Origin of the sequence: Vibrio barjaei (assembly GCF_001639065.2) — a bacterium.
Taxonomy (GTDB): Bacteria; Pseudomonadota; Gammaproteobacteria; order Enterobacterales; family Vibrionaceae; genus Vibrio; species Vibrio barjaei.
Window position 1 is genome coordinate 59346 of sequence record NZ_LQXO02000013.1, and the last position, 14737, is coordinate 74082.

The window sequence follows — 14737 nt, forward strand, 5'->3', positions numbered from 1 at the left end:
GAGTTATAATGCGCATCAATGACAGACCGAATACTGATCTAGGTAGGAAAAAGTTTGCATAATCCTACGAGAATGTAAATTTCAAAAGCGGGTCACATTGTTGCGGGATTGTTGGTATATGTTATTGAAATAAAAGTGTAAATAAAAAAACGGAGCTCGATTGAGCTCCGTTTTTCACAAGGATGAGAGTTAGGCAACGATATCTTGTTCGTTGTCCTCGTCGGCACCTATAAAACCACCAGTTTTATAATTGGTTTATTCTATCTGTTAAATATCAATTGATTATGAAGGTGTTAATTTAAAAGTGGCGACAAAAAGGCGACAGCTTTCAAGCCTATAGCCATTTTTAGGGCTAATGATCGCGCTCCATAAAACCAAACACCCTGCGATGTTCATCGATCTTAAGACCTTAGAAGCATAGCTACTCGTAGTCTAAAAACCTTACGTCTGTCTATTTCGGGTCACATTTTATACCCGTATCAGCTATTTAGGTGGGTTGCATATGGTGTAATATGCGTACATCGTAAAACCAGAGTATTTGTTGTGCGGAAATTTGATTCTTTTTCACTTCTCGTTGCTATCGTTAGTTCACTGTTCTTTTTTATTTTGGGTGTGGGCTTAACGGCTTTTACCGCAGTTGAAAGTGTTATTGGTGATGTCGCCACTTGGGTTGCTGCTGTAGGCACTGTTGGCTCTTTAATATATCTCGCTAGAGATAATGTAGCCCGTAAATCTGAGTACAAGTCAGAAGTGGCTCTGAACAGCTACAGGTCTGCCATTGATGCTCTTAACGTTAAGTTACAAGACTCAAGTGTACAAACAGATGCAAAATGGCTCTTCATAAGTAGTGCATACTACGAACTTGCTTCGTACCTTCAGGACATTACTGTAGATTCCCATATTGAAATAGCGAAAATCTCATACTCTAGCCTTATTCCCAACTTGGTTCTTTATTACCATCATTTGGAGGTACATGACTTTATTGATATGCCAAAAGACACAGTTCAGCGATATCCCTTGCCTTTAAACAATAGAAGCATTTCAGTGTCTGCTGAAATATTAATTACATCTTGGCTTCGGTATGTGGCTGGCAATAATAGATTTTTTAAAGATGTTGGATTTCAATCTTACGAACATTCCGCAGTTTTGGAGAAGAAATATGCACTATTATTGTTAGCAATGCTTGATGTCAAAGATGGCTTCCCGCGTAGAGTTGAACAACTATCTGAATTCTTTAATCAACTTAATCGAGAGCTTATCGTTACGCAATTTACTTTTTCGAGAATGGCTTTAGACGAGTATTCTGCATTAGTTTCTCATGTTTTACTCTGTGATACGTTGAACGCAAAGGCATATTACTATAGCGCCACCAAATCAGCACCTCGCCCATACTTAAGGGTTTATGGCCCAGAAAATGCTTGGGTAATCATCGGCAATACCGTCATTCGTTATCCAACTCCGTGTCTTGAACCAAAGGCTTATAAGTCTGTACTACATAGCGGTAGTAAGATACCCGCAAATTTAGGTGGGTTTAAGATTTTCTATTAGTTTCCACCACCTCTTCTTTGTCAATAATGTAATCAGAACTATAGTCTCGCTTGTATCATGTAAGTGGTTCTTGAACAGTTAGATTATTTGCTGGTATAAATGGATTGTGTCATATACAGAATGACACTTAGGAGGTGCCTTCTGGTAGAATTGCTAAGTGTTCGCATCCTACAAGGGTATGGTTCATACTCATGCGCTGTTGTGTGACAAGCTGAGATGGATTCGGTGGTAGCTAATGTGGTGTCGGTTTTTTGAGAGGCAAATTGTCCTAGATAGAACGCAGGCCCTTAGCGCGCTGCAAAGCTTAACTGAAGATGTTCTAGAGTAAGTGTACTTACCGATTCTACCTGTTGGATGGGAAAAGTTGGTGACGCAACTGTAAGTTATTTGTAGGCTAGGACATTGCTCCAATGTAACGACTGTATTCAAAAATGGCTGCTATGATGCAGCCATTTTTTTAGTAACTCCATCCCAAACTCCCCACATCCAGACTTAGCTCGGTGTCTTTCTCGCTCTTTGCTTTGTCTACCGTGACTGGCTTATCGGACTTGATGCGCAGTTCGACTTCGGATTTGCTTTTCATTGTCTGTGGGGCCAGTGGTTGGTATGGGTGGTACTGGCTTTGCGTGGTTAGGTTTCCGGTTGTGTAGCCGCCGTAACCTTGGCGTTCGTTGCGCTTATGGGTTTCGGCGGTGGTGATGCCTAGCTTGGTGTTCTTGTCTTTAATCTTATTTAGCTTTTCCGCTAAGTTATCGATTTGTTCTCCTGCTTCATCCGTTTGTAGCTTCCAGCTTTTGGGAATTAATGAATCAGGAAGCATATTAATGATCTTTTTCACCTTTGACCAAACGGTTTGAATCATCTCACCAAATGCGGCGACTACCTTGTCTAATCCGTAGAATTTATCTACTAGATAGGTGACCGCCACAACCGCCGCCATGACTGCTGCGACAATTAAACCAATAGGGTTACCTAAGATTACTGCGTTTAGTGCTATTAAGGCTGCTTTGACCAAAGCCACTACTGCAACAATCTCACGGAAGTGCTGAGACACAAAAATAATTCCCTTACCCAGAAAAATGAGTCCGTTGTAGAGACCTTTTACCACTTGAGTGACTTTGGAGATGGTTTCATCTCGCCATTTGGCATTCTTGAATTTATTCGTGAATTCGCCAAAGGCTTGAGTTGCTTTTTCCATGATAGGGGCGAGGGCAGCATACTTGATTGACTTGATGCTTTCTTGAATACGTTGTAAAGCATCATTGTAGGCTTCTGCTTTTGCTGCATCTTCCGCGTTAGCACCACCTCCTAGATCTGCTAGCTCTTTACGGGCTTTGGTCAACCCATCAGTTCCTTCTCGGAGCAAGAGCAACATTTTTCGTCCATCTTGACCAAAAGCCGCATCAGCAAAAGCCATTTGCTCTTGAGCTGTTTCTAACTTGGAGAATGACTGCAATAGCTGCTCATAGGCTTGCTGAGTATCTTTCGCGCCTTTTAAGTCAGCGAAAGCGCTGTTACCGCTCTTTTTAAGGTACGAGCCAAGAATACCACTTCCTGTCTGCTGTAGTACGCCCAGACGCTTAGTAAAGCGTGTTAAGGCCGATGACATAGTGTCTTCGTCAACACCTGCATGCGAGGCTTGTTTACGCATAGCTTGCAGTTCACTAATGGAAATCTTCAGAGTGGCAGATTTTTTCGCAAGAGCGTCCATTTCTGCTGCTGCACTGTTCAATTCAGTTACTAAGCCAGCAATACTCAAACCACCTAGCAAAGCAGCTCCTTTTCCTGCTACTGCTCCACCGACTTTAGGTAGCTTTATTTTTCCATTGAGCTTTTGCATCGGTTTCATGATGCCTTGTAGTTTCGAGTACTTCTTTTGTAGTGAGGTGATCTCTCTGCCATGTTCTTTGTAACTCTTATTCAAGCGTTCATATTCGCTATCGAGCTTGTACACAGAAACACCAGACTTTTTGAGGCTCTTACGTAAGCCCATTAATCCAGTTTGATATTGTTTTTGCTCAGTGTTGAGTTTGCTCAACTTTTCTTGCTGCTTGGCTATTCTTGCCGTAAGGGCGGCACTCGGTGCCTGAAGTTGTTTTGCTTTCTTTTGCAGTTTATCTAGCTGCTCTTGTTCTGCTTTCAGAGCGAGTATATTTTTCTGCTTGGCCTTCTTAATGTCGTTAAAGCGATCAATCATAGCCATAGCACTAGAGTCGTCAGCTTGAGCTTTTTGCACCTTTTTGATTTGTTTTGCATAGCGGTCTGATTCGCTGCTCATACCTTTTAGGATAGGCTTGGTCTTATCTTTCATGCCCATCACGATAGAGAGATTCATCTTCATAGATATCCTTCCCAAAATAAAAAAGAGAGCTTATTCGCTCTCTTCTTGTTCAGTTCTTTGTCGTGCTTTTTCGCGGAACAACAATAGATCTTCGTAGCTGAGTTTGTCTATTTCGCTAGGTTGCCAGTGGAACACTGCACCAAGATCTGCGTAATAGTCTTCTACGTGCTCTATTAGTGTTCCACATCCACGAAAAAAGAGGCGATTGTTGTCAGAATTGGTGCCCAGTTCTCAACAGGCATATTAATAGCGTCGCGCTCAGTGAGATTAGATATCCGAGGTAGTAGTACTTGGCCTGCTTCAAAACGCATATCACACACATCAACAAGACTAAGGCCACGAAGGTTGCCTGAGTTTGGTTTTTGGATATCGAGCGTTTTGATTTCATTTCCATCTATTACAATCGGTACAACCAACTCTACAGGCTCAATAATTGATTGGTTCTTAATTGGGGCTGTCATAGCCTAGCTCCTCTTTTAAATCATTCAGCTTGGTCTTGCGACCGCCTTTACGTGGGTCAAGCTTCATTACTTGTTCAAATAGATCATGAGCTTCTTTTTTCTCGCCAGCGTCAAAGTGCCAATCACCGACTAGGCGGAACATTTTCACTTTTAGTGGCGCATTAGTTGTGAGCTGTCCAGAGCGAAGGTCTCTGACGGCATTGATTAAATACTCTCGCTTAAACTCTTTTTTCTTCTGAACAGCTTTGTGTGAGTATGTGAAAACAAGATCACAAAACGCGGTATGTCCGTTGGTTCGCCATGTCATAGGAGGCTCTAAACCACCTTCGATAGCTAAGCGGAAATCATCATAGACTTCTTCAAATCGACCTAAATCGACTTGCCACAAGTAGAACCACCACATTACTTCAAGGTTGTGGTAGTTGCCTTTATGGGTTTCAAGCAGCTTCTCTACCAGTGGGCGGTATTTTTTCACCAGCTCTTCTTTGTAAGGGTCTTTCTCTTTAGAGCCTGACAAGCTTTTTAAGAAGCCTAAGTCATTCTTCAAAGCCGTTTGAGTTTCTTCCCAGGGCTTATCAACAAAAGCCGGGCGAGTAGAAGTGCTCGCCTCTGGTCGCTGAGTTTGCTTTGGTTGTTGCTGCGTTGCCTGTAAATGGTGCTTTCTCTTCATGAGGATAGATAGCATGAGGTTACTCCTTACTGTGGTATCAGCTCAGTGCCGTTAAGTAAGATTTCAAGCTGACCGTCTTTCACATTCAGAGTAAGAGGATCAACCGTCCATGCATCTTTCAAGGTGTAGGTCTTGCCACTGTTGGTTTCCAAGGTGACATTCTCACCTACGAAGTTTGCGATCGCTTCCTCATCTGTAGTTTTAGCGTGAACGATGGTTGCCTTGATAAATGGAGCATCAGAGTACTCTTCGGTAAAACCTAATGGACCATCATCACCCATGACGGCTTCACGCTTTAGGTTACCAAAGCCAATTTCAGCACCTTCCTTTAATGGCAGGCGACCTAACGAACCAGCGTTAAGGACTGCACGGCTAGTAATTTTCGTTGACATAAGTTACTTCCTAAATTGAACCTTACCTGCGGTAATGATTAAACCATTCACGAACTGAGGAGAATCTTGGTAGTTCGCACGTTGTTTGTTGGTATCGTCTAGTTCAACGATGAGCGACTTTTTGTAGCCGTCAAAGTCCTGAACAATACCGTTGTATTCCAGCTCTCGATACAAGGCGAGCAGCTCGGTTTTGAGCATGCTTGGTGTCACGATGGCCTGACCGGGAGCAAATTTAGTTCCATCTTTCGCCAGCTTGTGTCGTGCGTATTTGCTGAGAATGCGTGAGCGTTGCTTCTGACGGAAATACATCGCTGTGGCAGGTGTCATCACGTCGAGATAGCTGTTATCTGCAATACCAGCGGCGTTTTCTGTGTAAGCAGTAATAGGACGCTCAACCATCACTTCTTTTGCTGAGCTAATGGTGAAGGTACTAATACCTTCGTATAGCAACATATTGCGCTCTGCAAACGTCCATTCACTTGCAGCCTTTGAGTAAACGCCACTAAGCTTCAACGTTTGCAAAGGTCGGCAAGGGTCGGTAGCAAGCGAAGGCGCAGTTTGACCAACCCAAGCACCAATTGCAGCCGCATCACTGAGTTCATTGTTTGCTGAATCACAGAATTGATTGATAGGCATGAAGCTAATCAACGAGCAATTACTCACAGGGGCGAAGGTGATTAGTTCTGCGTGTGTGCCTTTTTTGGGAATGTAAGCTAAACCGGGGATCTGGTGCATCGCGTCATAACGCTCTTCAAGCAACTCACCTAACTCTCGAATGGTGGTTTCATCATTGAGTGAGCACATGATGTGGTTATATTGAACATCCCCCAAAGCGGCTAGAGCACTAGTGATATCACCAGCGTCAACACTGACTGCGAAGATAGGCATAATTTCATCTTGTTTGCGGAAGTACTCCACCATCTCCACAATTTCAGAGGTTGCGCCATCTTTGCCGAAGTTCTCTGCGGCAATGGTTTCGTCCATACACAAAGTCACGGTATTTGGCCCAACTTTGGCACCTTCAATCGCATTACCAATGGCTAAGATGATCTGTTGTTCTTCTGCACTGTTCGCTAGGCTATTATCGATCTCAATAAAACAACCTGGTACGCGAATATTGCTAGGAATTTCGTTGAAGCTAATACTCATTATTTAGCATCCTTCTTGGTGGTTGTTTGTTTTGTCGAAGTGTCAAGAACCGTGCAGTCACCATCGTTGACGCGACGTAGCCAATAGGTGTTACGAGGTTTGCTTTCACCTGAAGTTTTTAAGGGCTCAAGCGTTTTAGGGTCTTTTACAGTGACGCCTTCTTTGGGCTTGATTGTGAATGTTAGTACTTTGGTTTTTTCCATTACGCTGCATCCTCTAGTGCAAAGTATTCCGCTGCCATTGCTAGTAGCTCTCGCTCTAGAGCTGGCGTCCAACCAATGAAGGTTCGCTTTGGCATCGTGTAATTTCGTTTAGTCAGTGTGCCGCCTTTCCAGCGACCAACCTTGCTATCAAAAAAGCCGTTTACTCGAGTAGTAAATGACACCTGTGACCCTTCGTTGTGCTCGCGTCCAATATCGCCAGCCACTCCTTTAATCCCGACTTCAAAATTGTCTTCAGTCACAATGGTTCGCATTGAGCGACCAAACCCTAACAGCATGTTTTTGTTGTTGGCGGTATGGGCGCCTTCCAAACCTTCCCTAATTTTGACTTTCTTCCTTCGCGTTCGACTTTGGTATGGGTTGTTATCAATATCTCGCTGAGCTCTTATCTGGGCTCGAAAGAATTGCCGTGTGCGATTCGCCATTCGTCTGTTCAGGTCGAATTTTTTAGATGCAGTGAGCACTAAGCCCTCAACAACTTGAGTTAACTGTTCGGGCGTTTTTAGTGTGAGTTCTGACATGGCAAGTCATTCTCGTGACCAACAAAGTGAACCAGTTCACCTAACTCATCTTCATCAACTGCGGCTTCAAACTGGTTATCACATCGGTATAGATCACCGGCTTGTTTCCAATCGCCTTGTTCATCTTTGATCAGGTTGTATTCTTCTCGAATATCGAGCTTTAGCTTTATGTCGTAATGTCCTTTGTCTAGACGTTCGACAGCAAATGTCGGCATGGTTAAACCTTTCTCGCTTCGGTGTTGGTCATACTTGTTTAGCCAACTGACAATGTGCATAAACAAATTGTCTGGGTTGAGAGAGGCATTTTGTACAAAGATAATGGCGGTATACTCGACTTCAAACCCGTCAATTTCATCGCCTTGAGTGCAAAAAATAGCGCCGTCTTCAGCCCATGAATCAAAGCTTTTTGCATCAACAATATGCGTCTTGAACAGGTCGGTTAGATTTTGCAACGCTTTCATCACACCCTCTCAAAGCGGTAGGTTTCTTCGCCATGAATGAGCATGTCTACCGCTTGGCGGTACTGGACTTCACATTCTTCTTTCTTGTCTTTTAGGGCCTCTTGCCTTTCTGCCGCGTCTTTGGTGGCATCTCCGCTCATTTGTGTGCTGATTAGCTGTGCGGCGGTAAGCGCAAACACGGCTTGCTTGTAGAGCGTCTCGCCTGACTCTTCATCCTCAAACCGTGCTTGCGACAAATCGGCTAAGTTAGCAAAAGGTTCTAAGGTGTCTTTTAGCTCTGAATGAACTTTCACACGCGATACTTTTGCGTGGTGCAGAATGCCTGCCTCTGTCTCATTGCTTTGGAAATGGAACAGAGACTGAAACTCTGAAATTTTTAGCGCTGGATATTTGCCAAAAGCAGGTAGCTCAGAGTTGTATATCTCGTTTTTGTTTCCGACATAATCAGCCATGACTCAACCTTATTCATTGGGTAGGGGATGCAGGCAGCACTCGCGATTATCATTGAGTACATAAGTACACATGAAGCGGCGAGAGAGCCTGCATTTGTGGGGTGTTAGTTAATTAGTGCCAAGCGCCTTTGATCCACAGTTTCACATTCTTGAATTCCATTGCAGCGGCCTTACCTTTTTCTTCAAGAACGTAAGCCATGTTCATAGACTCAAAGTTCTCAATCTGGTCTTTCTCATCGTTCTTTTTACCTGTAGAACGGCGCACAGAACCTTCTTGAATGTAGATAGACAAGTTATCGTAGCTAGTGACCATGATGCCTGTAGAAGGGAATCCCGGTACTTTTACCGCAGGTAGGCCACCATAAGTGCCGATAACTTGCATTTCTTGAATTTTGCCTTTCTCGCTAGGCGTATTGCCGTGCGCTTCGTAGAACTTAGCCTTATCGTAAGCAAGCAAATCAGAGCCGATAATTGCGACTAGGTTGCCATCGTTCTCACACGCATCGTGTAGAAGATTCTTGGTTTCAAGTACGGCTAGGTCTAAGTTGATAAAATCGCCTTTCTCTTTACCAGCAGAACCGTCACCACCTTCACCGATACGAATCACATTTGAACCATCAACCACTTCAGAAATCAGACGCTCTGAGTTGTGGTCGCGCATTGCTTGATACCAGCCTTTGTTTACATCTTCACCGTTAGGGTTGGCGTTTGCATCGGTATTGGCGGCTACTGTTTCGCCATACCAACCGATAGTAATTTTGTTGGCATCGATCTGCTCTCGGGTTGCTTTACTTAGCAGTGTGTTGAAGTTTTTATGATGCGCCCATGCGTCAAGCTTTGCGTAGCGAACCGCAGTGTCGAAGTTGGTTTGTTCACACATGTAAGGCATTGCCCCCATGCTTGAGTGATCTTTAGGTGTACGCTTACCTTCGCCAGAAGTGTCGGTGCGGCTGGCGATCATGCCTGTAACACCAAGGCCGATTGATTCACCTTTCTGATTTTTCACTGAGATGACGTTGATTTTCTTCAAGAACCAGTTGCTTTCGCGAATGGCTGCGATGATTTTTTGTGTACCACTTGGGCTTACATTAAACTTCTCTGTTGCGTCATCAGTGTCGTTTTGTGCTGCTACCGCTTTTACGTAAGCGCTAAGTTTTTCTTTGGTATGTTTTTGCATTGTGTTACCTAATTCAATTCGTTGTTGGTTTGGATAGAATCAGTGCTTACAAGTACGCGTCTTCTTCGCCGCCTGAACCTGCTGGGTTGCGTTCATCTTCATCAGTCAGCTTGCTTAACTTCTCAAGTTGACTGGACAGTTTCTCGACTTGACCAGAAAGCTCGGTTACTTGGCCTTTTAGTTCAGTAACTTCTTTGTTTTCTTCTTGGTCAGCTTTACCTTCTTCAGGTGTTTCTGTTTGCTTGCTTTGGGCGGATAGCTGGGTCACCAATTGACCTAGTTGGCTATTAAGCCCTTTGTTCTGCTCAATGCTTTGCTCAAGCAGCTCTTCGGTTTTTTTGCTCATTTCGTCGGGTTCCTGTTTTTGTGAGAGCTGCTCAGAATAGCCTTCGCCTTTGAGCCAGCTTTTGAATTGTTTGAATAGACCTTGCTCTGATTGTTCGGGGTTTTGCCCAGAAAGAGTGGAAAGATTGACTGTCTGCCCCGTTGAGACGTAGGTCTTATCCGCAGATTTATTAGATAACTGAATCTGTGTTGTACCCAGTGACGCGGGGTTGTCAGTAAGTGCGAGGCCCGTTAGATAGGCTTTTCCGGTTTCACCAAAATCTTCTTGGTATTCAACTGAGGTGTGGAGTAATTGGCCGTTCTCGACAGTGCGAAGTAACATTGAATTGGGTTTGATTACTGCCCATAGCTCATCGTTGCGCTTTTCAGCTGACAGCACTGAGCCGTACTTCCAACTCCATTGAAAGTGTTCTTCATTAATTAAGGCGTTGTACTTCTTCGGATCATAAGTGTCAGCGATATCGTCAATAACCTGTTGAGGTACATTACGTCCGTCTACCGTTGGCCCCGCCTTTAAAATGCAAATTGGCTCAGACTTGAACATCATTTCTCTCCTAAATTCGATGATTCCAATCTAACCAATGCCTTTGTCTTTTTGTATTTGTGCTGTTTCTAAATGGTGAATATAGAAAGCGCACAAGCTGAGTAATTTAGGGGGCTATAGCACTATGCCAACATGGATACGAATGTTATTAGCGATGCGCTATACACCACAGACCAAACGAGAGCGTTGGAATTGTTTTTGCGTCAACGAAAGCCGCCTGAAATTGCGGAGCAAGTTGGTGTGGCTACTCGCACGGTTCAGAAATGGATAACTCAGTTTGATTGGAAAAAGCTGAGGGACGATGCACCCGTTGAATTAATGCTAAGGCAGCGTATTGCCTACTTGATGTGGGTTGACCATAAACTCGAATGCCAAGAGCGCGAGCTGAAGATGCTGCTAGAGCAGCACTATAAAAACCAGAAATCAGAAGAGCGCTCTCGACCAGCTAGTTCTAGTGGTGGTGAGAATAAGCGAGGACGTAAATCAAATAAGGTTAAAAATGATATTTCTGGCATCACCAAAGAGATGCTGGATGAATACCGTGAAAAGACCTTTTTTGCCTACCAGAAAGAAATTCATGAGCACAAGCAAAATGATGAGATCAACGAGATTCGCTTTTATCTTAAATCTCGCCAGATTGGTTTGTCGTTCTATTTTGCATGGGAAGCGTTTGAAGATGCAGTGCTTAGCGGCGATAACCAGGTGTTTATTTCTGCGTCCAAGAAGCAGGCTTACATCTTTAAAAACTACATTCGCAAGTTTGCCTTAGAGCTTGCTGGCATTGATTTAAAAGGTAAAGACGACATTGAATTAAGCAATGGCGCTAACCTTATTTTCTGTTCAACTAATGTTTCATCTTCTCAGGGCTTTAACGGTCACATGTATTGGGATGAGGTTTTCTGGATACCTCGCTTTGGGGCACTTGATGACTATGCAGGTGGTATGTCGATTCAGGCTCAGTACCGTACAACCTACATATCAACCCCTTCTACTATGGCGCATGAGGCTTACCCAAAATGGTCTGGTAAGAAAGAAGACAACATTGACCTAAGCCATAAAGCACTGAAAGACGGTGCGCTTGGCCCCGACTACATCTTCCGTCAAATGATCACGGTTGATGATGCCATTGCCAAAGGTGGTGACAAGCTCTTCAACATGGAGAAGCTTAAGCGTAAGTATCCGGTTAAAGAGGTATTCGACAACCTGCTTCGCTGTAAATTCTTGGATGATAGCGCCTCGTTCTTTGCGCTCAAGGCGTTGTTGGCTTGCAAGACAGATACTGACTTGTGGCAGGACGTAGACCACGATAAAGCGAGACCAGTTGGTAATGCAGAGGTTTTGGTTGGTTATGATCCAAGAGGTGGCGGCACTGGTGAAGGTTCGGATGATGCAGGTTTAGTGGTTGCACTGAAGCCCAAAATCAAAGGTGGCGTATTTCGGGCTGTTGAGAAACTTCGCTTGAAAGGTTCGAGTTATGAACAACAAGCTGAAACCATTCGAAGCATTACCGAAAAGTACAACGTGGTTTATTTAGCGATGGACACTGGCGGCGTGGGCTCGGCGGTAGCGGAGTTGGTACGTAAGTTTTACCCGGCTCTGGTTGAGTTGAACTATTCACCAGAGATGAAGCGCATGATGGCATATAAAGCGCGAGAGATTATCAACAATGGGCGCTTCTTGTTTGATGAGGATTGGGATGACCTAGTGCATTCCTTCTTGATGATTCGCCAGCAAACCACCGATAAAAGCGGACAAGTCACCTTTGTTTCCAATCGTAGCAAGATAGGTTCGCATGCTGATTTAGCATGGGCCTCAATGCACGTTCTAGCCTGGGAACCAATAGATGTTAATGCAGATAACGATACAAGCGTAACGTTCTTCTAAGAACTGGAGAGAACAAGTGATTGAGATTGAATTTTCTAAACCCGTAAGTGTGATGAATAGCGATATTCTGAGCTATTTAGAAGTGGCGTTAATTGATGGCTTATATGAGCCGCCAATACCGCTTGATACTTTGGCTAAGGCCTTACGCGTGAACCCCATGCATGCCAGCGCAATAGAATTCAAACGTAATACGTTGATTTTGGCTATTGCGTTGAGTGGGTTGTTATCTCGCCAAGATGCAAAGCGCTTTATTCAAGACTACTTAACGTTTGGTAATGGCTACCTGCAAGTTATACGCAGCTTCCGTGGGCTAGGTGAGCCTGTTAAGTTGAAGCACTTGCCCGCGCTTTATATGCGTAGGCGTGAAGACTTAGGCTGGACATACAAACCACGCGCTTACGATGATGAAGGGCGCATTGACTATAAGTACGGGCAAGTATTTCATTTGGGTGACTATGATATTGCTCAAGAGCTTTATGGCTTACCAAGTCATGTTAGTGGTCTCACCTCTATCTGGCTAAATGAAGATGCCACTTTGTTTCGTCGTCAGTATTTCCGTAATGGTAATCACGCTGGTTATTTGTTGTATATGAATGAGCCAACAATGACCAAAAAGCAGGAAGACGAGATCAAGAAACAGCTTCAGGCACAAGAAGGCATGGCATTCAAGAACCTGTTTGTTAATGCGAAGGGTAAAGATACCAAATCACCTGAATTAAAAGCGATAGGGCAGGTTGAAGCGAAAGATGCGTTTAAAGATGTGAAAAATCAGACCATGACGGATGTATTGGCTCTTCATCGTGTCCCTATCGAGTTAATGAGTGTTCGCCGCGAGAGTATTACGTCACTCGATCTCAGTAAGGTTGATTGGTTGTTTCACAAAAATGAGCTACTACCGCTGATTGATATGATGCAGGAGCTGGATGATTTTGTTGGGCAGGAGGTGATTATGGCTAAGGAGTATAAGAAGTTAGATGATGTGTAGAAACTAGGATAACTTTCTGTGTTTCAAGTAACAAAAGTCAAATTGAATCATGTCGTTATAAATTAAGCTATCTTATCATACGTATTTTATTGCATACGAGGCATTTATGATTAACAGACAATTCTTCAGCCACCTAAAGCTGTTGAGAGACACATACGAGGAACCACCACAATATAACCTTTTCAGTGTCCTTAGATCGGAGTCTGATGAAGTTAGGCTTCATTCTCGTTTTTTAGTCGATGTTCTTAGTCCGAGTGGCTGCCACAATCAAGGTGAGCTATTTCTCACTAGTTTTCTTAAGCGTCAGGGGTTAGAGGTTTCAGGAAACATTGAAGTTCTTTGCGAGTATAAGAGCATTGATATTTTGATACGCTCTGAAAACACAGCTGTCATCATAGAAAATAAAATCTATGCTGGTGATCAGGATAAGCAACTTCAGCGTTACTACCAAACCATGCATGACGAAGGATACAAAGATATCCATCTTTTTTATCTTACGTTAGATGGCAAAGAACCTAGTCCAGAGAGTATTGGTACTTTGGACAAGAAAATTACCAATATAAGCTATCGCTCAGATATACATGACTGGATCGATCGTTGTACTGAACTCTCTGCTCGTAATGCCCCTTTGCGTGAAGCTTTCATTCAATACCTAGACTTAATAAACCATTTAACTAATCGGGTTGAGAATATGGAACACATCGAAAGATTAAAGAAACTGTTGTTGGAAGGTGACAACTTAGAGTCTGTCTCCGAATTAAATCAAGCGTATGAAGAAATCGTTGTCGATGCCCAGTTGTCAATGTGGGAGATGCTTGGTAAGAAAATGACTGAACAATTGGGTGAGCTATCAAGCGACTCAATAGCTCACGAACATGATCCAAGGGAAACAGTCAGAAAATATGTTCAAGCTAGACGTAATTCTAAATGGATCATTCAAGAGTTTGAATTACGTGATTACCCTTCGTTCTATTTATATGTAGAACAAGACCACCATTTGTATTTTGGTCTGTATCAAAACAAGGATTCAAAACAAGCAAAGCAAACCAAGCTCCCCGAATTAGAACATGACTATGAGGTGGAAAATGGCACCACGTTGTTTAAGTATCCAAAGAAAAAAATAAACTTTCGAAACCTTAGCACAAATGACGTGAAGTCTCTTCTAAATCCAGAGTTTTTAAATGATTTTACCCAAGAGATAGTTGATGAGCTTGTTGCTTTGCATCAATCGATAATGGATGCGTTGTAACCTTCAGGGGTTGTCAGGGAGCTAATCATTGGCGAGCAACTTTCAGAACTCGCCCCCCCATAAACTGCTCTAGTTCTATTTTTACTTGGTGCATTTCATTCATGGGGACTGATATTTCAAACTGTGTGCTTGCAGGTCGAGTATGATGTTATACATCTCTAAATCAGGACGAGCGTTCGTCGTGAGAGTATTATCTCCCTCGACCTGACTGTTCCACAAGAACGACCTGCTTTCGCTGAACGATGCACTGCAGGAGTTGAATGATGTCACAAATCAGAAAGTAATTATTGATGATGACTATAAAACCATTTTAAATAATCTAATTACTGATATATAG

16 protein-coding genes are annotated in these 14737 nt (G+C 43.4%); 4 read left to right on the forward strand and 12 right to left on the reverse strand.

What is annotated here, in order from left to right:
• Positions 1-543: 543 nt before the first annotated feature.
• Positions 544-1548 carry a hypothetical protein gene (locus AWH66_RS08515; protein WP_063604680.1) on the forward strand — a complete coding sequence of 335 codons (1005 nt, stop codon included), beginning with the start codon at positions 544-546 and terminating at the stop codon, positions 1546-1548.
• A gap of 457 nt (positions 1549-2005) precedes the next feature.
• On the opposite strand, the gene AWH66_RS08520 is transcribed toward AWH66_RS08515, so the two are convergent.
• The 12 genes from AWH66_RS08520 to AWH66_RS08570 all read right to left on the reverse strand — a co-directional run bounded on the left by AWH66_RS08520 (position 2006) and on the right by AWH66_RS08570 (position 10282).
• Positions 2006-3889 (reverse strand): phage tail tape measure protein, encoded by a 1884-nt coding sequence (locus AWH66_RS08520; RefSeq protein ID WP_063604681.1) that lies wholly within the window; start codon positions 3887-3889, stop codon positions 2006-2008.
• Positions 3890-3919: 30 nt separating this feature from the next.
• Positions 3920-4117 carry a GpE family phage tail protein gene (locus tag AWH66_RS26215; RefSeq protein ID WP_338062023.1) on the reverse strand — a complete coding sequence of 66 codons (198 nt, stop codon included), beginning with the start codon at positions 4115-4117 and terminating at the stop codon, positions 3920-3922.
• Positions 4063-4350 (reverse strand): phage tail assembly protein, encoded by a 288-nt coding sequence (locus tag AWH66_RS08525; RefSeq protein WP_063604682.1) that lies wholly within the window; start codon positions 4348-4350, stop codon positions 4063-4065. Before AWH66_RS08525 ends, AWH66_RS26215 begins: the two co-directional genes overlap by 55 nt.
• Positions 4334-5035, reverse strand: coding sequence for a phage terminase small subunit (gpM, locus tag AWH66_RS08530; RefSeq protein ID WP_063604683.1), 702 nt, complete (start codon positions 5033-5035; stop codon positions 4334-4336). Before gpM ends, AWH66_RS08525 begins: the two co-directional genes overlap by 17 nt.
• Positions 5036-5046: 11 nt before the next feature.
• Positions 5047-5412, reverse strand: a complete 366-nt coding sequence (locus AWH66_RS08535) for a phage tail tube protein (protein ID WP_063604684.1) — start codon at positions 5410-5412, stop codon at positions 5047-5049.
• Between the two features lie 3 nt (positions 5413-5415).
• Positions 5416-6561 carry a phage tail sheath subtilisin-like domain-containing protein gene (locus AWH66_RS08540; RefSeq protein WP_063604685.1) on the reverse strand — a complete coding sequence of 382 codons (1146 nt, stop codon included), beginning with the start codon at positions 6559-6561 and terminating at the stop codon, positions 5416-5418.
• Positions 6561-6764, reverse strand: coding sequence for a DUF2635 domain-containing protein (locus AWH66_RS08545; protein ID WP_063604686.1), 204 nt, complete (start codon positions 6762-6764; stop codon positions 6561-6563). Before AWH66_RS08545 ends, AWH66_RS08540 begins: the two co-directional genes overlap by 1 nt.
• The gene (locus tag AWH66_RS08550) at positions 6764-7303 is read right to left on the reverse strand and encodes a phage virion morphogenesis family protein (protein WP_063604687.1); all 540 of its coding nucleotides are present in this window, start codon (positions 7301-7303) and stop codon (positions 6764-6766) included. The genes AWH66_RS08545 and AWH66_RS08550 overlap by 1 nt, the downstream gene beginning before the upstream one ends.
• Positions 7285-7764 (reverse strand): phage tail protein, encoded by a 480-nt coding sequence (locus AWH66_RS08555; RefSeq protein ID WP_063604688.1) that lies wholly within the window; start codon positions 7762-7764, stop codon positions 7285-7287. The genes AWH66_RS08550 and AWH66_RS08555 overlap by 19 nt, the downstream gene beginning before the upstream one ends.
• Positions 7764-8216 carry a head completion/stabilization protein gene (locus AWH66_RS08560; RefSeq protein ID WP_063604689.1) on the reverse strand — a complete coding sequence of 151 codons (453 nt, stop codon included), beginning with the start codon at positions 8214-8216 and terminating at the stop codon, positions 7764-7766. The genes AWH66_RS08555 and AWH66_RS08560 overlap by 1 nt, the downstream gene beginning before the upstream one ends.
• Before the next feature lie 112 nt (positions 8217-8328).
• Complete coding sequence (locus AWH66_RS08565; RefSeq protein WP_063604690.1) at positions 8329-9393, reverse strand: phage major capsid protein, P2 family; 1065 nt, start codon at positions 9391-9393, stop codon at positions 8329-8331.
• A 46-nt stretch (positions 9394-9439) separates the two neighbouring features.
• A complete protein-coding gene (locus AWH66_RS08570) occupies positions 9440-10282 on the reverse strand; it encodes a GPO family capsid scaffolding protein (RefSeq protein WP_063604691.1) in 843 nt (280 codons plus the stop codon).
• Positions 10283-10414: 132 nt separating this feature from the next.
• Here AWH66_RS08570 and AWH66_RS08575 point away from each other — a divergent pair, with 132 nt between their 5' ends.
• From AWH66_RS08575 to AWH66_RS08585, 3 genes are all read left to right on the forward strand, one after another.
• Positions 10415-12166, forward strand: a complete 1752-nt coding sequence (locus AWH66_RS08575) for a terminase large subunit domain-containing protein (RefSeq protein ID WP_063604692.1) — start codon at positions 10415-10417, stop codon at positions 12164-12166.
• 16 nt (positions 12167-12182) lie between these two features.
• Positions 12183-13151, forward strand: a complete 969-nt coding sequence (locus AWH66_RS08580) for a phage portal protein (protein ID WP_063604693.1) — start codon at positions 12183-12185, stop codon at positions 13149-13151.
• 106 nt (positions 13152-13257) lie between these two features.
• Positions 13258-14400 carry a PDDEXK-like family protein gene (locus AWH66_RS08585; protein WP_063604694.1) on the forward strand — a complete coding sequence of 381 codons (1143 nt, stop codon included), beginning with the start codon at positions 13258-13260 and terminating at the stop codon, positions 14398-14400.
• Positions 14401-14737 lie beyond the last annotated feature (337 nt).